We start from the raw sequence: 21282 nt of genomic DNA on the forward strand, positions 1-21282 counted from the left end.
CTATGCGGAGGCGGCCCGCCGCTCCGAGACGGAGCGGTGCACGCGCGCCAGGCGAGCCATCATGCGCCGCAGCTCGTCGACCTCGCTCGCCGACCAGTCGGCCAGCACGTCGCGCAGGTTCGCCTCGGCCGTCGCCATGATGCGCTCTCCGATGGCCCGCCCCTCGGCGGTCAGGGCCACGAGCACCCCGCGGTCGTCGTCGGGCGCGGCCACCCGCACCGCGAGCCCGGCGTGGACGAGGCGCCCGACGATCTTGCTCATGTTGGTGGGCGTCATGCCGAGCGCGAGCGACAGCTCGACCGGCCGCATGGCGCCGTTGTACGACAGCTGGTTGACGACGAGGAACATGCCCATGTCGTCGACCGGGAAGGCGACCTTCGCCATCACATCCCGCCGGACGGCGGTGCTGTCGGCCCAGTGCACGATGGAGGCGAGCGACAGCCGCAGGTCGAGCGGGTCGTCGCCGACCAGCGGGCTGAGGTCGGCGGAGTCGTCGACGGCGACGTCACCTCGGGCCATCTTGCGTTCCTTCCATCGCGACCTTCGCCGCGGTCAGTCCTCCCGCAGCAGGCGCACCGGGCCGATGAGTCCGTACTCGCGGACGACGGCGACCTGATGGCGCTCCACCCCGGCGTCCCGCGCCACGATGTCGACGATGTCGTCATAGTAGCCGCGGGCTCGGAGCCGATTGTTCAGCGAGCTCGAGACCCGCACCACGACGGCGTTGTCACCGGGACGGAGGTCGGCACTCACGTCGACCACCGGGTGCGCGGTGTCGAATCCCCGCTCGGGGCCGTCGCCCACGCGCACCGAGCCGAGGCCGCCGCCCGTCGAGCCGAGGTCGAGCACGTAGCGGGCGCCCGGGTCGACGGCGTCGACCCAGACCGTGGCGGTGTACTCGCCGACGCCCGAGACCTCGGGGCCGACGGCCGCGATCCCGGACCACGGCGTGAGGGTAACTTCGCCGGCGTCGAGGCGCGTGACCGCGGTGGTCGGCCGGACCTCGCGCGAGACGTAGCCGAGGCCGCGGTCCTCCGTGAGCACCTCGGGCTCGCCCGCGTCCCAGCTCTCGACCACCAGTCGCCAGGCGTCGGCCCGGGCGACCTCGGTGAGCGCCGGGCTCGCCGAGTCTGCGGCATCCGTCGTCCGGTCCAGCACCACGATCGCCACCTCGCCGGGCGCGAGGGCGAGCTCGACGATGGTGCGCCCGCCGTCGCTGCGGGTGCCCCGGTGCGGGCGCAGCTCACCGGTCCACGGGTCGAGCCGGTGCGCCGAGCCGATGCCCTCGAGCGAGACGCGCACGGTGGTCGGCTCGGCCGTCTCGTAGAGGAAGTGATACGCGTACACGACGGTGAGGTCGTCCCCCTCGCGCAGGTGGGTGAGCACGTGCGTGTCATCGGTCTCGAAGCGCGCGCGTCCGCCCGCACCCAGCTCGTCGAGGGCCGCGACGACGCCGGAGGGAGCCGCGACGCGGACTCCCGGCATCCGGCGCAGCTCCGTCATGATCGCGGCGAGCTCGTCGTCTCTTCCGTCGAGTCCGGGAGTGGCGGATGCCGCGCGCTCATGCGTCCGGAAGCGACCGTCGCGGAGCGACTCGAGCTCGCGCGCGCCGTCGACGATCACGAGGCGCAGGCCCCGCTCGACCCACCCGCGGAGGTGCGCGGCGACATCGGCGTCGAGCGTGCTCTGGTAGACGATGAGCGCGCGGTAGCCCGGACCGTCCGGCTGCACCTCGTCGCCGTCGAACGACACGTCGTCGCGCAGCAGCAGCGAACCGTCGAAGAACTCGTACGTGATGCCGGCGTCCTGCATGCCGAGGTCCTGCCACCAGTGGTTCTCGCGGTCGCGCATCCACATGGTTCCGTACGCGACCTCGTCGGGGATGCGCTCGCCGTCGGGGGCGGTCAGGCTGACGCCGATGAGGTTGTCGGTGAAGTGGTCGGTGCGCAGGATCCCGACGTCGATGCGGGGCTGGCCGTGCCGCAGCGCATACTGCAGGCGTCCGATCGCGGCGGTCCAGAGCGGGTAGAACTCCGAGCCGGGCTGACGGGTGTCGAACCGCTCCGAGAACATCGGCCACATGCCCTCGTGGCCCGGCCACTCGGTGACGCCCTCGGCCCCGGCAGGGCTCGCCCAGCCGTGCAGCACCGTCTTGGTGATGCCCGCGGCGAGCTGCGTGGCGATGATCTGGTCGTAGAACCGGTGGTCGAGCATGTGGTTGCGCGTGGTCGCGCCCGTCTCGGACGAATACTGCTTGCCGAAGAGGTGCGCGGGTCCGGCCATGAGACGGTATGCGTCGATCTGCGATCCGAACTCGAGCGACTCCGTCTCGATGCCGTCGACCTCGGGACCGGGCCGGGTGAGCTCGAACGGGAGTCCGTAGCTGATCTCGGCACGCAATGTCATCCCGACCCCGTGGAGGAAGGCGGCGAAGGGCCGGAGCATGTTCTCGATGTAGAGGTCGGTGAGCGTGCGGGCGTAGTCGAACCGCACCTTCTCGACGGTGAGGCGGTCGGCCTCGTCGACGGGCTCGTGGTGGTAGACGGTCGACACGGCCATGAACGGCACGTCGCGGGTGAGGAACGGCAGCCAGGGCACGAGGTCGTAGCCGCGCCGGGCGCGGAACTCGTCGGCCACGGTGAAGCCCCAGAACAGGCCGCCCGCACCGTAGGTCGACAGCTCGAGGGAGTCCATGTACATCTGCGCGCGCGGGTTGCGCGCGATCTCGTCGCGGAGCGCCGGCGTCAGCACGACGTCGTCCCAGTACGCGATGACGGCGTCGACGCCGTCGCGATCGAGGTAGTTGACGGTGTAGTTCACGCTCGCCGAGGGCGAGGCCGTCTGGCCGGTGCCGTGCATCCAGTACGAGAACAGGCGCCACTCGGCGTCGCCGTCGTCGTCGGGGGCGGTCCAGTCGAGGGACTCGTCGTGCACCTGCGCTGTGAGGTCGACGACCGAGGCCGCGTCGAGCAGGCCGTCGCCCGCGACGCGCGCCGCGACCACCGCGACGAGGTGCTGCTGCGTGATCCGTCCGCGGTGCCCGGGCAGGGTGGTCTCGGCGATCGGCGCCTCGAAGTCGATGCGGGGGAGCGGTCCGCTGCGCGACGTGCCGCCGGCGAGCGTCTCCCGCGCGACATCGAGCTCCTGCGCGGCCGCGCGCTGGTCGGGGTCGATCGTCGGGAGGTTCGCGTTCGACCAGTTCGTGCCGGACGTGAAGCTCACCGACATGCCGCGGCGGGTGGTCTCCTCGACGACCACCTGCGAGTCGTGCACCCACTCCTCGGAGCCCCAGCCGTACCGGGTGTGGTCGATGGCCCCCTCGTCCATCGCGAGGAACTCCATGCCGCCGAAGCCCAGGCGATGCGCGTCGGCGATCTCGCGCCGGAGCGTGGCATCGCTGTGGAGCCCTTCGGCGAGCCACCACCGCAGCTCGGGGCGGAATTCGATGGCAGGGTCGGCGATCTCGCGCCGGAAGTCGTCGAGCGTCATTGCGCGGCATCCGTTCAGGGAAGAACTGTCTCTGCGACAGTATGTACTGTCCTGCAGACACAACACAAGACCCCGCTGTGCGGGGGGAGACGCCGGAGCCTCAGAACAGGCGCGGTGCGCCGGACTCGATGCCCTTCATGCCCTCGTAGTCGAGGGTGACGCAGCGGATGCCGCGGTCCGCGGCGAGCACTTTGGCCTGGGGCTTGATCTCCTGGGCGGCGAAGACGCCGGTGACGGGCGCGAGATGCGGGTCGCGCCCGAGCAGGTCGAGGTAGCGCGTGAGCTGCTCGACGCCGTCGATGTCGCCGCGGCGCTTCACCTCGACGGCGATCGTGCCGCCCGCAGGGTCGCGCAGCAGCAGGTCGACCGGGCCGATCGCCGTCGGATACTCGCGGCGCACCAGCGTCAGACCGTCGCCGATCACGTCGACCTGCTCGGCGAGCAGGCGCTGCAGGTCGGCCTCGACGCCGTCCTTCTGCAGACCTGGGTCGATGCCCAGCTCGTGCGACGTGTCGTGCAGCACCTCGTAGATGCGCACCAGGAGCGAGTCGCCCGTCTTCGCGTGCGTCACCCGCCAGTGCTCGCGTACGCCGGCGGCGGCGGACTCGTCGTCGGGCAGCTCGACGTCGAGGCGGCAGGGCGGGCTCATCCAGTTGAGGGGCTTGTACGAGCCGCCGTCGGAGTGCACCAACAGCGAACCGTCGCCCTTGTGCACCAGCAGCCGGGTCGCCAGCGGCAGGTGGGCGTTGAGCCGCCCGGAGTAGTCGACGGAGCAGCGGGCGATGACGAGACGCACCCGAAGAGCCTAGCCCGGGCGTCAGCCCGCCGAGTCGGCGCTGCGCTCGCGATGCGGGTGCCCGACGCCGACCTGCGAGCCGGCGATCGGCTTGGCCGCGCCCGACGCCAGCCCCGACATCACGATGAGGCCGACGATAATCCACAGAGTCGGCAGGATGCCGATCTCGTGGCTGATCCAGCCGAGGATCGGCGGACCGCAGAGGAATGCGAGGTACCCGATCGTCGCGGCGGCGGAGACGGACGCCGCGGCCTTGACCGGATCGTCGGCAGCGGCCGACATGCCCAGCGGGAAGCCGAGCGAGGCGCCCGCGCCCCACAGCGCGACACCGATGAAGGCGATGGGCAGCGACGGCGCGAGGATGAACATCACCAGGCCGACCGCCGCCGCGGCGGCGAGGATGCGGAGCGTCCAGACGCGGCCGATGCGGTCGACGAGCGGGCCGCCCAGGATGCGGAACACCGTCATCGCGACCGAGAACACCGTCAGGGCGACCGCGCCGACGGCCTCGGTCTGGTCGTGGCCGTCGACCATCGCGATGGTGAGCCAGTCGTTGGCGCTGCCCTCGGCGAACGCCATGCCGAGCATGATCGCGCCGATGGCGTAGGTGCGCGGGTCGCGCCAGACCGCGAGCGCTTCGGCGACGCGCTCCCGGCGGCTGGTGGTGGTCGCCGGGTCGTCGTGCACGATCTCGCGCGAGGGCACGAGTCGCAGCGCGAGGAGCCCCGCGGCGAGGACGAGCACGCCGATCGCACCGAGGTGCCAGAAGACGCCGATCCCCCAGGCCGCCATCGCGACCCCGATGCCGGCGCCGACGACGGTGCCGATGCTGAAGAACGCGTGGAAGAGCGGCATGAGCGTGCGCTCGAAGGCCTGCTCCACCGCGGCGGCCTCGACGTTCATCATCACGTCGGTGGCGGCCATGCCGATGCCCATCAGTCCGAGGCCGACGGCGGTCACGGCGTACGACTCGAGGAGCTGCACGCCGAGACCGACCACGAACACGCCGAGCGAGAACGTGATGATGGTCGCGACCATGCCGCGGCGGGCGCCCCACCGCACGACGATGACGTTCGCGAGCGAGAGGCCCACGATCGAGGCCGCGCCCGAGACGAAGAGCAGGATGCCGATCTGCAGGTCGTTGATGCCGAGGTCGTTCTTGACCGCGGGCAGCCGCGAGGCCCACGATGCGAAGCCGAGGCCGGTGACGAAGAAGATCGCGAAGATCGCGGTGCGCCAGGCGACCAGCTGCTTCCGGGTGAGCGCGGTGTCCATCCGGACATCGTAACGAATCGATTCGGCGATCCTCGAATCGATTCGACCGACCATTCGGCGACCGGCTACGATCAGGACGACATGAGCCGTCACGACACCGGCGCCCGCCGCGCCACGATCTCGGACGTCGCCCGCGAGGCCGGCGTGTCGCCGTCGACGGCCTCGGTCGTCTTCAGCGGCAAGACGCCCGTCTCGGATGCGACGCGCCGGCGGGTGCTCGACGCCGCGGCCGCGCTCGGCTACACCGGCCCCGATCCCCGGGCGGCATCGCTGCGGCGCGGCCGCTCGGGCATCGTCGGCGTGGTGTTCGAGGAGCACCTCGGCACCGCGTTCCTGGATCCCGTCAAGACGTTGATGATGGACGGCCTCGCCGATGCCGTCACGCCGCTCGGCGCCGGCCTCCTGCTGCTGCGCGACCACGAGCCGACCGGCGGCGGGCCCTCGCTCACGACCGCGCCGCTCGACGCCGCGGTGCTCATCGGGTGCAGCGGCCTGCTGCGCGAGTCGCTCGAGACGGTCAAGGCCCGCGGCATCCCCGTCGTCGTCATCGAGGGCGATGCGGGCGACGACGTGCCCCGCATCGGACTCGACAACCGCGAAGCCCAGCGCCAGGCCGCGAGCCACCTGCGCGCGCTCGGCCACCGTCGGGTCGCCGTCGTCGCACTCCCGGCGCGCGCGGGCTGGCAGCGCGGCTGGGTGCACGACGACACCGCGGTCGCGGTCGACGTGACGCGCGAGCGCCTCGCCGGTGCCCTGGACGTGTTCCCGGATGCCGCCACCTTCGCCGCCGCCGGCAGCTTCATCGACGAGGGACTCCTCGCCGGTCGCGAGATCTTCGCCGATCCCGAGCGGCGCCCGACCGCCGTCATCGCGCAGAGCGACCTGCTGGCCGCCGGCGTGATCCGCGCCGCCGAGGAGGCGGGTCTTCGCGTTCCGGAGGACGTCAGCGTCACGGGATTCGACGGCATCGTGGTGGACGGTCTCGCGCCGTACGAGCTCACCACGCTCGTGCAGCCGGCGACCGACAAGGGACGCGCCGCCGGGGCCGCCGTCGCCGCCATGCTCGAGGGCACGCCCGCGGCCTCGATCCGCTTCACCTGCACCTTCCGCGAGGGCAACACGACGGGACCGGCGCCGGCGGACGCCTGACCCGCCGAGCACGGGCCCCGGCCAGGCTGCCCGGTCAGGACCGCAGCGGTCCGATCGGCAGCGAGTCCGGCGCGAAGTCGGCGATCGTGTAGCGGCCGCACGGAATGAGCTCGGCGTCGTCGATCGTCGCGCCGCCGGGCAGGTCGAAGGCGGCCGACTGCGCGTCCAGCACGAGGAACGACACCTCGCCGACGCCGAAGTCGTCGCGGTTCACCAGCCACGCGTAGCCCCGCAGGCGGTGGTCCACCTGCACGAGCCCACGGGGATCGGTGAGGTGCGTCTTGGGCAGCCGCACCGTCCAGAACTGCCCGGCGCCGGTGCGTCCCGACTGCTCCGCCCACTCGACCACGCACTCCAGGTCGGCGTCGGGCGCGTCGGCGGCGACGGCCAGGCGCGGCATCCCGATCCCGATCGCCAGGGCCAGAGCCGCCGCCGTCGCTCCGACGGCGATCGCCGGACGGACGACGGGCCTCGGGACGCCGGCTCGCTGCGGCAGGAGCATCGGCAGGACGACGAGCCCGAGCAGCGGCGCGAAGACGGCGGGCTGCAGGTACCGGGCCGCGTGGGTGCCCGCGACGACCGCCCCGACGACGACCAGCAGCGGCATCGCCCAGCCGCACGCCGCGACGACCGTCGCGCCGACCTCGCGGCGGCGGGCGAGCATCACCGTGGCGGCGAAGCTCCAGCCCCACAGCACGGCGACGGCGATGACGGATGCCGCGCCCCACGGCGCGCTCCACCGCTCGGCGAGCAGTGCCCCGTAGTAGCCCAGCGACGCCCACCACCGCGACGGGTCGAAGTAGCCCGCGCCGGTGTTCGCGATGAGGTGGGCCAGCGGCATCCGTCCGGCGAATCCCAGCAGCGATCCCGCTACGAGTCCGGCGAGCAGCCAGAGGGCGGCTCTCCGTCGCAGCGCGACGACGGCCAGCACGAGTCCGAGAGGGACCGTCGCCCAGACGGCGAACAGGGGGTTGGTGAGAACGGATGCCGCGGCCACCAGCCCGAGGCCCACGACCGCACCCCACGCCGGCCCGGGTCGGGTGCGGTCGAGCCCACGGCGCGCGAGGCCGACCGCCAGCACCACGCCGACGACGGTCGCGGAGTAGTAGGTGGTGGTCGCGAGCAGCGACGCGAGCTCGAGGGCGTCGCGCGAGGGCGAGTGCTCCGTGACCGCGAGCAGAGCGAACGCGCCGAGGGCCAGCAGAGCGCCGGCGATCGGCGCACGGGCGCGGGCGGATGCGCCGGCCGCCACCCGCAGCGCGCCGTAAAGGGCGACGACGTTGACCACCCCGGCGAGGGCGAGTGTGCCGCTGACGCCCAGGCCCACCATGCTCAGCACCGCCAGCACCGCGGTCTCGGGGAGGAACAGCACCGTCGACAGCGCCCAGTCCTGCGGCTGGCCCACCGCGATCGACCGGACGATCAGCGTAGTTACCAGGGAGTCCCCGTCGCGGAAGAGCAGCTCGGATCGCTCTGACGAGGCCACGATGGCGACGGTCGCGATCCCCACGGCGACGGCTGCCAGCGCGCCGAGCAGCTCGCGCACCCAGCGCGGGCCTCCGGACTCTCCGCCGACCTTCGTCAGGCTGTGTTCGGCCACGCTGACACTCTCCCACGCGACCCGATGTATGCCGTTTCGGGCAGGGGCGCCGGATGCGCCCGGTAGGATGGACCGGACACCCCGATCGCCTGGGCTCCGCGCTGTCCTCCGATGACCTGCGCCGGCCGACGACCACGAGGAGGCCCGAATGCTCCTCGTTCTCGGCGCGTTCGCGGTGGTCCCCATCCTGCTGCCGTGGCTCGTCGCGCGGATCGGGGAACGGGCTTTCTACGTCGCTGCGGTCCTGCCGATCGCCGCGTTCGCGCATGCCGCCGTGCTGTCACCGGCGGTGCTCGCCGGTGACATTCCGTTCGAGTCATACGCCTGGATCCCCCCGCTCGGCATCGACATGTCGATGCGCATGGACACGCTCTCGTGGCTCATGACACTCGTCGTGACGGGCGTGGGTGCGCTCGTGATGCTGTACTGCCGCTGGTACTTCCGCGGCAAGACCGACAACCTCGGCCAGTTCGCGGCGGTGCTGCTCGCGTTCGCCGGCGCGATGTACGGCCTGGTGCTCACCGACGACCTCGTCGTGCTCGTGATGTTCTGGGAGGTCACGAGCGTGCTGTCGTACCTCCTCATCGGGTACTACAACCGCCGCGCGGCGAGTCGCCGTGCCGCGCTCCAGGCGCTGCTCGTGACGACCCTCGGCGGGCTCGTGATGCTGATCGGCGTCGTGCTGCTGGTCGTCGACGCGGGCACGTCGAGCATCTCGACGATCCTCGCCGAAGCGCCCACGGGCGCCATCGTGGACGCGGCCCTCGTGCTGATCCTCGTCGGCGCCCTCAGCAAGTCCGCGATCTTCCCCTTCCACTTCTGGCTGCCGGGCGCCATGGCCGCGCCCACGCCGGTCAGCGCGTACCTCCACGCCGCAGCCATGGTGAAGGCGGGCATCTACCTCATCGCCCGCCTCGCGCCCGTGTTCGCGATCGCCCCCACCTGGCGCCCCATCGTCGTCGCGCTCGGCGTCTTCACGATGCTGCTGGGCGGCTTCCAGGCGCTCCGCGAGACCGACCTGAAGCGTGTGCTCGCGTTCGGCACGGTGAGCCAGCTCGGCATGCTCACCGTCGTGCTCGGCTACGGCACGAGGGATGCCGCGCTCGCGGGTCTCGCGCTGCTGCTGAGCCACGCGCTCTTCAAGTCCGCGCTGTTCCTCGTGGTCGGCGTCATCGACCGCCAGCTGTCCACGCGCGACCTGACGGAGCTGTCGGGCGTCGGCCGTCAGGCGCCGGTCCTCGCCACGTTCTCCGCGATCGCGGTCGCCTCGATGGTGGGCATCATCCCCACGATCGGCTTCGTGGCCAAGGAGGGTGTGCTCACCGCGCTGCTCCATGAGGCCGAGGGCGGGGCGGTGTGGGGGATCGTGGCGCTGGCGGGAATCGTGCTGGGCTCGGTGCTGACCGCGGGCTACGGCATCCGTTTCCTGTGGGGTGCGTTCTGGACGAAGCGCGACGCGTCGGGCGATCGTATTCCCGACACGGAATGGCCCGATCCGCCCATCGGGTTCCTGGTGGCGCCGATCGTGCTGGCCTCGCTCACCGTCGTCGCCGGGGTCGCGACGCCGTGGCTCGACGAGGTCTTCGCGCCGTACGCGGATCAGGCGCCGCTCGCGACCCCCGGCGTCACCCCCGCCGAGCACCCCGCGCACCTCGCGCTCTGGCACGGGTTCGTGCCGGCGCTGTGGATCTCGCTGGCGACCATCGTGGTCGGAGCCGTCGTGTTCTGGCTGACGCGGTCCTGGCGGCCGGCGAAGCGCCTGCTGCCCTTCACGGCCGCCGAGGCCTACAACGGCACGCTCCGCGCCATCGCGCGGCTGTCGGTGCTGACGACGAGCCTCACCCAGCGCGGCTCGCTGCCGGTGTACGTCGGCACGATCTTCGTCGTGTTCGTGGCCGCCGAGGCGACCGCGCTCATCGCGAGCGACGACTGGGTCGCGAAGCTCGACGCGTATCAGACGCCCACGCAGCTGTTCGTCGCGCCCATCATGATCGCCGCCGGGCTCATCGCGATCAGGGCGCGCAAGCGCTACACCGGCGTCGTGCTGGTGTCGGCGACCGGCCTCGGCATGGTGCTGCTCTTCGCCACGAGCGGCGCGCCCGATCTCGCGCTCACGCAGATCCTCGTCGAGACGGTGACGCTCGTGGCTTTCGCCCTCGTGCTGCGGCGGATCCCCTCGCGCATGGGCGAGCACAACGCGTCGGTCTGGCCGGTCGCCCGCGCCGTCCTCGGTGCGGCCGTCGGCATCACGATGGCCCTCGTCGCGATCGTGGCGACCGGCGCGCGCGTCGAGGAGCCGATCTCCGACGCCTTCCCCGAGCTGGCGTATCAGCTGGGGCACGGCAAGAACGTGGTCAACGTCGCCCTCGTCGACCTGCGCGGGTGGGACACGATGGGGGAGCTGTCGGTGCTGATCCTCGCGGCGACGGGTGTGGCATCCCTCGTCTTCGTCACGCACCGCGCAGACACGCTGTCGCGGTTCATCGCCCCGCTTCCCGCCAGCGCCGCGCGCACCCGCCGGCCGCTGGTCGAGACCGCGGAGGGCGTGAAGCCCCGCGGCGCGGACGGCGGGCGCATGGCATGGCTGGTCGGCGGTCAGCGCGTGCGTCCCGAGAACCGCTCGATCATGCTCGAGGTCATCGTGCGGATCCTCTTCCACACGATCATCATCGTGTCGCTGTACCTGCTCTTCGCCGGTCACAACCTGCCGGGCGGTGGCTTCGCGGGCGGCCTGGTGGCCGGCATGGCGCTGGTCATGCGGTACGTCGCGGGCGGGCGGTACGAGCTCGGCGCCGCGGCGCCGACCGACGCCGGTCGCCTGCTCGGCACCGGCATGACGATCGCGGTCGCGTGTGCGATCGTGCCCCTCTTCTTCGGGGCCGCCCCGCTCACCAGCACCTACTTCGAGGCGACCCTTCCGGTGCTCGGGCACGTCGAGTTCGTCACGTCGACGCTGTTCGACGTCGGCGTCTACCTCGTGGTCATCGGGCTGGTGCTCGACGTGCTGCGCAGCCTGGGCGCCGAGGTCGACCGGCAGGCGCAGGAGGCCCGCGAGCAGCAGGGGGTGGCCGCCTCGTGAACGTCTCGCTCGTCCTCATCATCGTGATGGCCGTGCTCTTCGCGTGCGGCGTCTACGCCATGCTCGAGCGCAGCCTCACCCGGGTGCTCATCGGGTTCCTGCTGCTCGGCAACGCGGCCAACCTGCTGCTGCTCATCGTGATGGGCGAGCCCGGCGTCGCGCCGTTCTTCGGGGCGGCGGATTCCGTCGACGAGATGTCGGACCCGCTGCCGCAGGCCCTCACGCTCACCGCCATCGTCATCACGTTCGCGGTCTCGGCGTTCCTCCTGGCCCTCATCTACCGCTCGTGGCAGCTCGGCCAGGCCGACACGGTGCCCGACGACCTCGCCGACCTCGAGGTGCGCGAGCGTGCCGCCGAGGCCGAAGAGGCGATGGACGACGAGACCGAGATCGAAGACACCGACGACGACGCGACGACCGACTTCGTGGGGACCGACACCGCCCCGATCACGATCCTGGGCACGCGCGACTTCGCCGGGCTCCGCGACGACGCGCCGGTGGACCGCCCCGATCAGCGCGACCGGGCCGACCAGCGGCTCCGGACCGACCAACGGGACCGGGCGGACCAGCGCGATCGAGAACGGGACACGGAAGACGGGGGTGACGACGCATGATCGAGATCGCCCCTGTGCTCGTCCCGCTGCTCGTGACGCTGCCGCTGCTCGGCGCCGCGATCGCCCTCATCGCCGGTCGTCATCGCAAGACGCAGGTCGTCGTCTCGGTCGTGACGCTCAGCGCCGTCACCGTGATCGCCGCCATCCTGCTCTACGTCGTCGACACCGGTGACAAGCCGATCGCGGTGTCGGTGGGCGGCTGGCCGATCCCGTTCGGCATCGTCCTCTACGTCGACCGGCTCGCCGCGCTCCTCGTGGTGGTGTCGAGCATCGTGCTGCTGGCGGTCCTCCTCTTCTCGGTCGGCCAGGGCGCCGCCGACGGCGACGACGACACGCCGGTCTCGATCTTCCACCCGTCGTACCTCATCCTCGGCGCGGGCATCTTCAACGCGTTCATCGCGGGCGACCTCTTCAACCTCTACGTCGGATTCGAGATCCTGCTCGTCGCGTCGTACGTGCTCATCACGCTCGGGTCGACCGAGTCGCGCATCCGCACCGGCGTCGTCTACATCGTCGTGTCGCTGGTGTCGTCGATCCTGTTCCTGGCCGCGATCGCCATGATCTACGGCGCCTTGGGCACGGTCAACATGGTGCAGATCTCCGAGCGCATGGGAGAGCTGCCGCAGGACACGCAGCTCATCCTGCACCTGATGCTGCTGCTCGCGTTCAGCATCAAGGCGGCCGTCTTCCCGCTGTCGTTCTGGCTGCCCGACTCGTACCCGACCGCGCCGGCGCCCGTCACGGCGGTCTTCGCGGGCCTGCTGACGAAGGTCGGCGTCTACGCGATCATCCGCACCGAGACCGAGCTGTTCCTCGACAACGACGTCAACCAGCTGCTCATGTGGGTGGCGCTCGCGACGATGCTCGTGGGGGTGCTCGGCGCCGTCGCGCAGGCCGAGCTCAAACGCATCCTGTCGTTCACGCTCGTGAGCCATATCGGCTACATGATCTTCGGGCTGGCGATCGCGACGCCCGCGGCGATCGGCGCGACGATCTACTACATGGTCCACCACATCGTGGTGCAGACGACGCTGTTCCTCGCGGTCGGCCTCGTCGAGCGCGACGCCGGATCGACGTCGATCCTCCGCGTGAAGGGCCTCATGCGGGCGGCGCCGGTCATCGCCGTGCTGTACTTCATCCCCGCGATCAACCTCGGCGGCTTGCCGCCCTTCTCGGGCTTCATCGGCAAGTTCGCGCTGTTCGACGCCGCGGCGCAGGTCGGCACGCCGATCATGATGGTGCTGATGGTCGGCGGCATCCTCACCAGCCTCCTCACCCTGTACGCCCTCATGCGGGCGTGGAACCTGTCGTTCTGGCGCGAGGACGAGGACTCGGCCGAGACCGAGGCGCGCATCTCGTACCTCGGCTCCGCACCCGCCGCCGGCATCGAGACCCAGCGCCGCGTCATCCCCAAGATCATGACCGCGGCGACCACGGGCATGGTGGCGATCACCGTCGCACTCACCGTGTTCGCGGGGCCGCTCTACGACGTGTGCACGCGCATCGGCGAGGCCCTGTTGCAGCCGGTGTCGCTCACGCAGCTCGAAGAGGACTCGGCGGGAACGGAGAAGGCGCCGTGACCCCCGACCTTCCCCAGAGCCGGCTCTCGCGGGCGTTCGTGACGGCGTGGCGGCAGCTGCCGTTCTTCGTCTGGCTCATCGCGCTGTGGATGCTGCTGTGGGGGCAGTTCACGTGGCTCGCCTTCCTCACCGGTCTGGTCGCGGCGATCGTCGTCACGCGCGTGTTCCGCCTGCCGCCGGTCGAGCTGTCGGGCCGGGTCCATCTGTGGTGGGGCCTCGTCTTCGTGCTCCAGTTCCTGGTCGCGGTGGTGCAGGGCTCGCTCCTGGTCGCGTGGCAGGTGCTGGACTTCCGCCGCCAGCCGGGAGCGGCGATCATCGCGGTGCAGCTGAAGACCGACGACGACCTGATCATGACGCACGTCGCCGTCACGTGCTCGCTCATCCCCGGCTCGCTGATCGTCGACACCGACCGGGACCGCCGCATCCTCTACCTCCACGTCATCGGGGTGCGCAACGACGCCGACGTGGAGACGCAGCGGGCGAGTGTGCACCAGTGGGAGAGCAGGATCGTGCGCGCTGTCGGCTCGCGTGCGCAGCTGAAGGCGATTCGAGCGGATGCCGCGACCCGGACGGATGCCGCAGCAAGAGGAGGTGCGCGATGAACACCCTGCTGATCGTGATCTACGTCGTGTTCGCCGTGGCCGCCCTCCTGACCCTGTGGCGGATCGTCATCGGACCGTCCATCCTCGACCGGGCCGTGGCATCCGACGTCCTCCTCACCGAGGTGATGTGCGTGCTGGGCGCCGAGATGGCGATCAACCAGCACACCCGCACGCTGCCCGTGCTGCTGATCATCGCCGCCGTCGGGGTGTTCGGGTCGATCTCGATCGCGCGGTTCGTCGCGAGAAGGGACCAGGACAGCTGATGGACACCGCTCTCGACAGTGCCGTGCTGCTGGACTGGGTCGCGCTGGTCCTCATCCTCATCGGCGCGCTCCTGTGCCTCACCGCGGCGATCGGCGTGCTGCGCTTCCGCGACGTGCCGACGCGTCTGCACGCCGCTACCAAGCCGCAGGTGCTGGGCCTGATCCTCATCTGCCTCGCGATCGCGCTGTCGCTGCGGTCGTGGCCGGTGGTCGCCTTCCTCGTGCCCGTCGTGCTCATCCAGCTGGCGACCGCTCCGCTGTCGGCGCACATGGTCGGCCGCCAGGCCTACCGCAACGGCACGATCGACGAGACCGGCCTCCACGTCGACGAGCTCGCCGAGTCCAAGCGCACCCCGCCCGCCGCCGGCGGCTGACCCCGGCCTGCGGCGGATCGCGGCCTGCGGCCGGCCGCCGACCCCGGCCGGCGGCCGCAGCTTCGTGACCCTGCTGCCCGGCGCGGGGGACTCGATTGGGTGAGTGCGCTGCAGGACTGGACACAGGGCTCTTCACTAGGCCGTCGGTGGTCCAGTCGGCCCGTGACCTCGTGCCCGTGCTCGCCGGAGTTTGATGCTGGGTGTGTGCGTTCGGTTGAGGCGCCCGTGAGGGCATTGGCAGCGGGCGGGGTTTACGGGCGGTTGCGCGCGGGGCATCGCGAGGGGCGCGAAGGGGCGAGGGGATCGCCCGCCGGAGGACCGGCCGCCGGGCGCAGCGGTCGCGCGATCAAGTGCGAGCGTGAACGCATGAGCCCGAACAAGGTACCTTTTGGTCTTCGACAGTGCCATCGCGGCCGCGATGTCGCGATCGGCGACATGCCCTTAGCTGTCGAGGGCATCCCGCATCTTTTCTTCTTCGGTAAGCCCTCGGGAGGGCTCAAGCCTCCTGTCCGTCAACTTTTGAATATTCTCGAGGGTCGGGAAACGTAGACCCTCGACGACGAACACGGCCTGGACGACCTTCCGGAGAGCCGAGGTGACGAGCGCCCGAGCGGCGGCCGGATCACCGGACGCGACCAGCGCGTTCGTGTCGATTAGCGCATCGGGTGGAGATTGCGCCACGAGCGCGTATATCGACGGATAGGAGTTTGCCGTCTGGGTGATGAGTGAAGCGATCGGTGCCCAGATCGCGTGCACCTTGCGTCAGTCTCGCTGTGGGTCGTCGCCGTCGCGGTCCAGGTTGCGCCCCGGGACATTCAATGGATCGAACGTCAGAGTCGACCAATAGGGAAGGCCGTCCGCCGTGACTTCCAGTTCTTCGCCGACCGGCAGCCGACGTAGGGCACTCTCCTGAACGCGTGCTTCGCGCACCAGACGGGCCATGCGTTGGATTTCGGCGAGCTTCTCGTCTGCAGCCACGGACGGACCGTCCGCGCCGATGGCCGTCAACTCATCAGCGATGTACTCGCGGTTCTTGTCGAGCGTGCTTTGAGCACCATTCTGGACATCGACCAGAAACGCGCTCTGCGCGCGTCGGAACGATGGCTGCTTCTGCAACTCCGCTCCGACGTCCAGACAATGCGTCCACAAGACGATGTGTTGGCGAGCGATCTCCGGCGTGCCGTCACCGAAGCTCGCCCAGAGCCGCTCGATCATGGACTCGTCGCGAGGCCCGACCCAGCCCTGATACGCAAGTATCCGGATCAGCCGTGTCCGCTCGTCGGGTGAGGCCGCGCCGACATCATCGATCGCCTTGACATCCCCGGGATCTCCCGACCTAAGTGCGGCGTCGATCTTCTCTCGCTCAGTACGCGAATCCCATGGCGCCATCGGTATGTGGCAATGCGCGAATCCAGTCCCCAGCCGGCAGGCGACTGGGATCCTCATGCGTGCGTCGCGCGTAGGAGGGAGCTTCTTGGGCACCTGACCCAATGGAGGCCGTAGGCGGTTGAGATCGAGGCGGAGTTGCGCGAGAGGTCTATATACTGCTTTATACAAAGCGGAGGAGGAATCATGACCGTCACGTCGATCGATATCGACCCGGACGACCTGCGCCAAGCGAAAGAGCTCGCCGGCACGACCTCCAATCGCGAAACGGTGGACCTCGCCCTGCGTACGCTCATCGCCGTCCGTCGCCAGCCCGCCGCCGTCGAGCGGATTATCGCCCGAACGTTCGAGCCCGACCAGATCGACGCTCCGACGATCCCGCCGCGGACGGCGATTGCCGACCAGTGACGACCTACCTGGTCGACAACAGCATCTGGCAGAAGGCCTCGACGAGCGATGCGATTGCGGCAAGGCTCCGGGAGCTATCACCCGCCCATCTGATCATCACGTGCCCTCCTCAAGTCCTCGAGTACTGCCATTCGGCCCGGACGCCTCAGGAGTACCAAGAACTCCGCGCGGACATGGAGCAGCTGTTGCCCGCGTGGGAACACCCCGACGAACAGCACGCACTGGACCTCCAGCAGGCGCTATGGGACTCAGGTCTCATGCGCGCGGCAGCGGCGTTTGATTGCCTCATCGCGGCGTACGCGGTCGTCAACGACGCCGTCATCCTGAACTCCGACCACGACTTCGGGTTCATCGAGATCGCCACACGCGGCGCGGTCCGGCAGGAGTACGTGGAGGCCTAGAGGCTTTCCGGCCGGGTCCCTTCCGCAACACTGTTGCGGATGGCACCTGGCCGCAGTCGCGGGCCCGCCGCGGGCAGCGGCGGCGGGTGGCCTCGACGAGCGTTCAGAAGATGTGCGCTTCGCACGTGGCGAGGAAGGCCAGGCGGCGACGCCGCAATTCGCGGCAGACGGTGGCGCGGGACACGGGTCTGTGGGGTCGTACCTGCTCGCGCCGAGACTGAGCGCGACGCCTTTCGTTGTCAGTTCGTCGGCAATGTCGCGTGCGTCCCTCACCGATCGGGCGAGCCGGTCGAGTTTGGTGACCACCAGTGTGCCACCTTGCCGGACGGCGGCGAGAGCTTCGCGCAGTCCGGGCCCGGCCCGGTTGGTGCCGGTCAACCCGTGATCGACGTAGATGTTCGAATCAAGGACTCGCAGTCGCAGCAGTGCGTCCCGCTACGCGGTGAGGTCCGCTGGCACCTGACGCGCTGACCCGCTCGACGTAGGCCCAGTCGCGGCGGCCAAGACCGGCCTCTACAATCGGCCTCAGGCGGAGAACGGGGGCACAAATGTCCATTTCTGCGACCGATGGAGTCGCCTCGACGACCCGGACTACGTTCAGCCGTTCCACCCGCATCGCCCAGCACATCGGCGCAGACGCCGCCGCGGTCTGGCGACTGCTGGCGACTGCGGAAGAGTACCCGACCTGGAGCTCGACGACCGTCTCGCTCGAGGGCCAGATCGTTCTCGGCTCGACGATCAAGCTCGTCTCCACGCTCGACCCGACCCGCACGTTCAAACTCAAGGTCACGGAATTCGAGCCGAACACGCGCCTCACGTTCGCCAATGCGATGTTTGCTCGCACGTGCTCCCTGAGCAGCGGGGCCGAGGGCACGCGAGTTGAGATCGTCGAGCGCATCGGCGGCCCGCTCTACCCACTCGTGGCCCGAAGGATCCCTCCCTTGGAGAGGAACTTCGAGCGGTTCACCGCCGACCTGAAGAAGGCGGCCGAGGGGACGACCGGCGGTCACGCGCGTGGGTAGAGCCGTGCGCTGACGGCAGCACGCAGCGCGCGAAAGCGCCGGTGCGGATCCCTGAACGGGCATCGCCCGTAGGAGGAAGGCCCCGGGCGGCCGAGGGCGCGGGCGGTTGCGATTCCCATCCGGGCGATGTGCGATGGAGGGATCACGCGTGCGCGCGAAGGCGGATCGCACTGTTCGTTCAGCCTGAGGCGGTACCGTCGGAGCAGCGTCGCGTGTCGGTGACAGGCTGTGTCAGGCATGGAGGCGTCGGACGTGAAGGAGTCGACGATGATCTCGTCCCACCCTTCGTTCTCGCGTGACTGATCGCGAGACGACCAGGCTCATCGCCTGGAGCAACGAACTGCGCCACGTCCATGCGCGGCTGCGTGAAGCTCTCGATTTTGCGCGCGCCGCCGTGGCGGCGGGCGCGGGTGACTCGACTCGCGTAGATCCGGGCGCGGCAGCGAACCTCTTGCTGTACTGCCGCGGGTTCTGTGTCGCCCTGGACAAGCACCACCGCGGCGAGGATCGAGCATTGTTCCCCGCAATCGAAGCGGCCCACCCCGAACTGGCCGACCCGCTTCATATGCTTAGGCGGGACCATCTCATGATTGACGAGCTGCTGACCGCGCTGTCGGGGGCGCTTGACGACGATGCCGACGCAGCAGCCCTGGCCAGGCACCTCGACGGAATCGGCGCCATCATGGAGAACCATTTCGCGTACGAAGAGCGGCAGCTGCTCGCGATCCTCGACACGCTCGCGCTGGACGAGGACGCGGGCAGCGTTCTCGGCCCGCTCTGACGCGGGTAGCGCGCGAGCCAAGAGACCCCGATCGCTTACGCGCAGCCTCGTACGGGGCGGGTAGCGAGCGGGCCCAATGCGCGTGCATGGTGATTCCTTGGATTACCTCGTGTCCGCCGGGGCGTGATGCGGGTGCTGGCCCGCTGCCGATAGGACGTGGCGCGAACATGTCGGCGACTGATGGTCTTCCTCCGGGTCAGTGTGAAGTACCGCAAGCCCGTGAGGACTCAGGCGACGATCGTCCTTGGCGGGCGATCCTCACTGTGGCGCTCCGAGCTGACGGCGTTCCCACTCCTCGCGGAGGATGGACATGATGAACGCGTCGATGCGGGAACCGTCGAACGTGAACGCCTGCCGGCGTCGACCCTCTTCGACGAAGCCTGACTGCTCGTATACGTGCCGGGCTCGAGGATTGAAGTCGTACACCTCAAGCTCGATGCGGTTCACGTCGGTGGACCGGAAAGCGTGGTCGACCAGCATCCGAGTCGCCTCTACGCCGAGCCCCTTGCCGCGGCCCGCCGCGCCGATCAAGATGCGGAAGTTGCATGAGGCGTCCGGCTCACTCCACTCGTTGAGCACTGCTTCTCCGACGCACAGTCCGGTCGCAGGGTCGATGATGGCGAGATCAAGCCGATCAGGCTCCGTCCCGCGCGTCTCGTACCACTGTCGGGTTCGGGCATCAAGCTGGGTCGGCTGGTCGAGGGTCTCGGCCGTCGTGCGGACGCTGCCGGTGAGCTTGAGCACCTCCGGGTCCGCCAATACCTCGCCCATCGCGTCGATGTCTGGCGCGGTGAACGGCCGCAGGGTCGCGCGCTCGCCCTCAAGTGTCGGTTTGACGAGGAACGGTGCTGAGCTCACAGAGCCAACCTAGGGCGCGAGACTCTGACGACGGGCAAAAGACCCGCTGACCGAGTGGCTGCGGATCGCGGTCAGCGGCGGCATGAACATCTCGAGCTCAGCTGTCGAGCTCGGCGGTCCCTGTGGCCACGAGCGCGTCGGCGAGGTCTTGATGCGACTCCGGAGTGTTCTCGTCGCGCGGTGTCGTCCCGTCGGGGCGGTTGAAGAGCTGGACGACGTCGACGCAGTGCCCCCCATGGTCGGATGCAGCCGTGCACATGATCTCGGCGAGCTTGCGCGAGATGTCGAGACCCGTCGTCGTGCCGAAGTCTTCCGGCAGGCCGTAGGCGGGGGCGATCGAGGGGTCGGAGACGAAGATGTTCTGCGGCGTGACGAGGCGCACCACGGTCGGGGCGCTGCCGCGGAGCTTCGCGATCTCTTCGAGGATCGCGGCGAAGTTCTCCTCCCACAGTCCGTATAGGTCGGTGAGGCAGGCGCTGTCCGCCCCGCACGTCCCTGACCCCAGGCTGGAGAGGGCACCGGCCGAGTCGAGGTCGTTCGGTCCCGTAGAGATCATCACGACCTCTGCGCGGGAGAGCGAATCCCGAAGATCCTCATCGCTCTTCATGTCGGCGAGCATGCTCTGAGTGTCGCCGCCGTTCGTTGTCCTGTTGTCGAAGGCGACCGTTGCGCCGAGCGCGGTCTGGAGTCCGTCCGCGTAGAGGCCGGCGAACGTCGTGCATCCGCCGCAATGGCCGCCGTGCGGCCAGGAGTCCCCCAGCGCCACGTAGTCCGTTGCGGAGGGTGGACTCGGAGCCGCGCCATCTGCCTCGCTCGCGCTGCCCGCACTCGGCGAGCACCCGGTGAGGATCAGGATGCCGACAATCACCGCAGGGATCGGAGTGCGCGCGAAGCGCGGAGTGTGGGGCATGGCGAGGTCTTCCCTCCTGGCCGGCACAGTACTCCCGGCGGCGCCCGCACATAAGGGGTGGTGAGGCGTGCCTCTCTCGCTGAGGGCCCCCTTTCGCGCGGCGAGCCGCGCGTCGGGCGTCAGCCATTGGCCCGCCGGCTCAAGGGTTCGAACCCGGCGACCGTCACGTTGTGCGCGCAGATGCTACGGGGCGTCGGCGTACAACCCGATGACATTCCCTTCGGAATCCTTCACGTATGCGTAGCGGGCGGTCTCGCCCATCGATTCGATTTCGCCGACCTGCTCGCCACCACCCTTGACGACGGCCGCAATGGTCGCCTCGAGATCATCGACCGAGATCACGACAGTCGGGTGCGACACGGGACCGCGCTGGTGGATGTCACCGTTGATGCCGGCGTCGCTCCCAGTGCGCAGCATGATGTTGCCGTCGCCCCAATCCTCGAAGGTGAAACCGAAGACCTTTCCGTAGAAGGCCTGCGCGCGGTCGACGTCGTCAGCGGGGATCTCGAAGTGCTCCACGGATGCCATAGCTCCGAGCCTGTCCACAATCGTCCGTCGCCGTCAACCCGAGGTTGTCGGATCGGATCGGATCAGCGCGTATTGCTGCGGTCCGCAGTGGTCGCCGTGCCGGGACGTCGAGCGGAGAGCCATCGCCGGTCCCTCGGCGGGCGTGAATCACTCCAGGCGCAGGCCCT

At 69.8% G+C, this 21282-nt stretch carries 21 protein-coding genes and 1 pseudogene; 11 read left to right on the top strand and 11 right to left on the bottom strand.

All coding sequences use genetic code 11. The annotated features are described in order from the left end of the window. From IM770_RS09315 to IM770_RS09330, 4 genes are all read right to left on the bottom strand, one after another. Positions 1 to 519, bottom strand: a complete 519-nt coding sequence (locus IM770_RS09315) for a MarR family winged helix-turn-helix transcriptional regulator (RefSeq protein ID WP_203580855.1) — start codon at positions 517 to 519, stop codon at positions 1 to 3. Between the two features lie 33 nt (positions 520 to 552). Beyond that, positions 553 to 3489, bottom strand: coding sequence for a glycosyl hydrolase (locus IM770_RS09320; RefSeq protein ID WP_203580856.1), 2937 nt, complete (start codon positions 3487 to 3489; stop codon positions 553 to 555). A 100-nt stretch (positions 3490 to 3589) separates the two neighbouring features. Beyond that, on the bottom strand, positions 3590 to 4285 hold the full coding sequence (gene nucS, locus IM770_RS09325) for an endonuclease NucS (protein ID WP_203580857.1): 696 nt from the start codon (positions 4283 to 4285) through the stop codon (positions 3590 to 3592). A gap of 21 nt (positions 4286 to 4306) precedes the next feature. After that, positions 4307 to 5560 (bottom strand): MFS transporter, encoded by a 1254-nt coding sequence (locus IM770_RS09330; protein WP_203580858.1) that lies wholly within the window; start codon positions 5558 to 5560, stop codon positions 4307 to 4309. Between the two features lie 81 nt (positions 5561 to 5641). Between IM770_RS09330 and IM770_RS09335 the strand changes: the two genes are divergently transcribed. Next, entirely contained in the window at positions 5642 to 6709 is a 1068-nt protein-coding gene (locus IM770_RS09335) for a LacI family DNA-binding transcriptional regulator (protein WP_203580859.1), read from the top strand. A gap of 34 nt (positions 6710 to 6743) precedes the next feature. Here the strand turns inward: IM770_RS09335 and IM770_RS09340 are convergent, their stop codons facing one another. Next, the gene (locus IM770_RS09340; RefSeq protein ID WP_307785418.1) at positions 6744 to 8309 is read right to left on the bottom strand and encodes a hypothetical protein; all 1566 of its coding nucleotides are present in this window, start codon (positions 8307 to 8309) and stop codon (positions 6744 to 6746) included. A 148-nt stretch (positions 8310 to 8457) separates the two neighbouring features. Here IM770_RS09340 and IM770_RS09345 point away from each other — a divergent pair, with 148 nt between their 5' ends. From IM770_RS09345 to mnhG, 6 genes are read left to right on the top strand one after another with little or no spacing between them, the layout of a single operon-like run. Beyond that, positions 8458 to 11388 carry a Na+/H+ antiporter subunit A gene (locus IM770_RS09345; protein ID WP_203580860.1) on the top strand — a complete coding sequence of 977 codons (2931 nt, stop codon included), beginning with the start codon at positions 8458 to 8460 and terminating at the stop codon, positions 11386 to 11388. Further along, positions 11385 to 12002 (top strand): Na(+)/H(+) antiporter subunit C, encoded by a 618-nt coding sequence (locus IM770_RS09350; RefSeq protein WP_203580861.1) that lies wholly within the window; start codon positions 11385 to 11387, stop codon positions 12000 to 12002. The genes IM770_RS09345 and IM770_RS09350 overlap by 4 nt, the downstream gene beginning before the upstream one ends. Further along, a complete protein-coding gene (locus IM770_RS09355) occupies positions 11999 to 13582 on the top strand; it encodes a Na+/H+ antiporter subunit D (protein ID WP_203580862.1) in 1584 nt (527 codons plus the stop codon). Before IM770_RS09350 ends, IM770_RS09355 begins: the two co-directional genes overlap by 4 nt. Next, positions 13579 to 14184: a Na+/H+ antiporter subunit E gene (locus tag IM770_RS09360; protein ID WP_203580863.1), complete on the top strand. Its 606-nt coding sequence runs from the start codon at positions 13579 to 13581 to the stop codon at positions 14182 to 14184. The genes IM770_RS09355 and IM770_RS09360 overlap by 4 nt, the downstream gene beginning before the upstream one ends. After that, positions 14181 to 14447: an MrpF/PhaF family protein gene (locus tag IM770_RS09365; protein WP_203580864.1), complete on the top strand. Its 267-nt coding sequence runs from the start codon at positions 14181 to 14183 to the stop codon at positions 14445 to 14447. The genes IM770_RS09360 and IM770_RS09365 overlap by 4 nt, the downstream gene beginning before the upstream one ends. Next, positions 14447 to 14821, top strand: a complete 375-nt coding sequence (gene mnhG / locus IM770_RS09370) for a monovalent cation/H(+) antiporter subunit G (RefSeq protein ID WP_203580865.1) — start codon at positions 14447 to 14449, stop codon at positions 14819 to 14821. Before IM770_RS09365 ends, mnhG begins: the two co-directional genes overlap by 1 nt. A 441-nt stretch (positions 14822 to 15262) precedes the next feature. Here mnhG and IM770_RS09375 read toward each other — a convergent pair whose 3' ends face one another. Next, a complete protein-coding gene (locus IM770_RS09375) occupies positions 15263 to 15577 on the bottom strand; it encodes a hypothetical protein (protein ID WP_203580866.1) in 315 nt (104 codons plus the stop codon). A gap of 6 nt (positions 15578 to 15583) precedes the next feature. After that, positions 15584 to 16210 carry a hypothetical protein gene (locus IM770_RS09380; RefSeq protein WP_203580867.1) on the bottom strand — a complete coding sequence of 209 codons (627 nt, stop codon included), beginning with the start codon at positions 16208 to 16210 and terminating at the stop codon, positions 15584 to 15586. Between the two features lie 183 nt (positions 16211 to 16393). Here IM770_RS09380 and IM770_RS09385 point away from each other — a divergent pair, with 183 nt between their 5' ends. Together IM770_RS09385 and IM770_RS17925 are read left to right on the top strand one after the other, a co-directional pair. Further along, positions 16394 to 16615, top strand: coding sequence for a type II toxin-antitoxin system VapB family antitoxin (locus tag IM770_RS09385; protein ID WP_203580868.1), 222 nt, complete (start codon positions 16394 to 16396; stop codon positions 16613 to 16615). Further along, the gene (locus IM770_RS17925) at positions 16612 to 17016 is read left to right on the top strand and encodes a PIN domain-containing protein (protein ID WP_307785419.1); all 405 of its coding nucleotides are present in this window, start codon (positions 16612 to 16614) and stop codon (positions 17014 to 17016) included. Before IM770_RS09385 ends, IM770_RS17925 begins: the two co-directional genes overlap by 4 nt. A 183-nt stretch (positions 17017 to 17199) precedes the next feature. Here the strand turns inward: IM770_RS17925 and IM770_RS17930 are convergent. Then, a pseudogene (locus IM770_RS17930) lies at positions 17200 to 17442 on the bottom strand (recombinase family protein); the annotation flags it as partial. Between the two features lie 122 nt (positions 17443 to 17564). Between IM770_RS17930 and IM770_RS09395 the strand changes: the two are divergent. Together IM770_RS09395 and IM770_RS09400 are read left to right on the top strand one after the other, a co-directional pair. After that, positions 17565 to 18038 (top strand): SRPBCC family protein, encoded by a 474-nt coding sequence (locus IM770_RS09395; RefSeq protein WP_203580869.1) that lies wholly within the window; start codon positions 17565 to 17567, stop codon positions 18036 to 18038. A gap of 295 nt (positions 18039 to 18333) precedes the next feature. Next, entirely contained in the window at positions 18334 to 18819 is a 486-nt protein-coding gene (locus IM770_RS09400; protein WP_203580870.1) for a hemerythrin domain-containing protein, read from the top strand. 258 nt (positions 18820 to 19077) lie between these two features. Here the strand turns inward: IM770_RS09400 and IM770_RS09405 are convergent, their stop codons facing one another. From IM770_RS09405 to IM770_RS09415, 3 genes are all read right to left on the bottom strand, one after another. Continuing rightward, a complete protein-coding gene (locus IM770_RS09405; protein ID WP_203580871.1) occupies positions 19078 to 19677 on the bottom strand; it encodes a GNAT family N-acetyltransferase in 600 nt (199 codons plus the stop codon). 97 nt (positions 19678 to 19774) lie between these two features. Next, the gene (locus IM770_RS09410) at positions 19775 to 20587 is read right to left on the bottom strand and encodes an SGNH/GDSL hydrolase family protein (RefSeq protein ID WP_203580872.1); all 813 of its coding nucleotides are present in this window, start codon (positions 20585 to 20587) and stop codon (positions 19775 to 19777) included. 183 nt (positions 20588 to 20770) lie between these two features. Continuing rightward, positions 20771 to 21115, bottom strand: coding sequence for a VOC family protein (locus IM770_RS09415; protein WP_203580873.1), 345 nt, complete (start codon positions 21113 to 21115; stop codon positions 20771 to 20773). Positions 21116 to 21282: the final 167 nt, after the last annotated feature.

It is taken from the genome of Microbacterium hibisci, from assembly GCF_015278255.1.
In the GTDB taxonomy this organism is placed as follows: Bacteria; Actinomycetota; Actinomycetes; order Actinomycetales; family Microbacteriaceae; genus Microbacterium; species Microbacterium hibisci.

What these genes read in the sequence shown, in the direction of transcription:
- IM770_RS09315 (WP_203580855.1), bottom strand. Translation starts at nt 519, where the DNA reads ATGGCCCGAGGTGACGTCGCCGTCGACGACTCCGCCGACCTCAGCCCG.
- IM770_RS09320 (WP_203580856.1), bottom strand. Translation starts at nt 3,489, where the DNA reads ATGACGCTCGACGACTTCCGGCGCGAGATCGCCGACCCTGCCATCGAA.
- IM770_RS09330 (WP_203580858.1), bottom strand. Translation starts at nt 5,560, where the DNA reads ATGGACACCGCGCTCACCCGGAAGCAGCTGGTCGCCTGGCGCACCGCG.
- IM770_RS09335 (WP_203580859.1), top strand. Translation starts at nt 5,642, where the DNA reads ATGAGCCGTCACGACACCGGCGCCCGCCGCGCCACGATCTCGGACGTC.
- IM770_RS09345 (WP_203580860.1), top strand. Translation starts at nt 8,458, where the DNA reads ATGCTCCTCGTTCTCGGCGCGTTCGCGGTGGTCCCCATCCTGCTGCCG.
- IM770_RS09355 (WP_203580862.1), top strand. Translation starts at nt 11,999, where the DNA reads ATGATCGAGATCGCCCCTGTGCTCGTCCCGCTGCTCGTGACGCTGCCG.
- IM770_RS09365 (WP_203580864.1), top strand. Translation starts at nt 14,181, where the DNA reads ATGAACACCCTGCTGATCGTGATCTACGTCGTGTTCGCCGTGGCCGCC.
- mnhG (WP_203580865.1), top strand. Translation starts at nt 14,447, where the DNA reads ATGGACACCGCTCTCGACAGTGCCGTGCTGCTGGACTGGGTCGCGCTG.
- IM770_RS09380 (WP_203580867.1), bottom strand. Translation starts at nt 16,210, where the DNA reads ATGGCGCCATGGGATTCGCGTACTGAGCGAGAGAAGATCGACGCCGCA.
- IM770_RS09385 (WP_203580868.1), top strand. Translation starts at nt 16,394, where the DNA reads ATGACCGTCACGTCGATCGATATCGACCCGGACGACCTGCGCCAAGCG.
- IM770_RS09395 (WP_203580869.1), top strand. Translation starts at nt 17,565, where the DNA reads ATGTCCATTTCTGCGACCGATGGAGTCGCCTCGACGACCCGGACTACG.
- IM770_RS09410 (WP_203580872.1), bottom strand. Translation starts at nt 20,587, where the DNA reads ATGCCCCACACTCCGCGCTTCGCGCGCACTCCGATCCCTGCGGTGATT.
- IM770_RS09415 (WP_203580873.1), bottom strand. Translation starts at nt 21,115, where the DNA reads ATGGCATCCGTGGAGCACTTCGAGATCCCCGCTGACGACGTCGACCGC.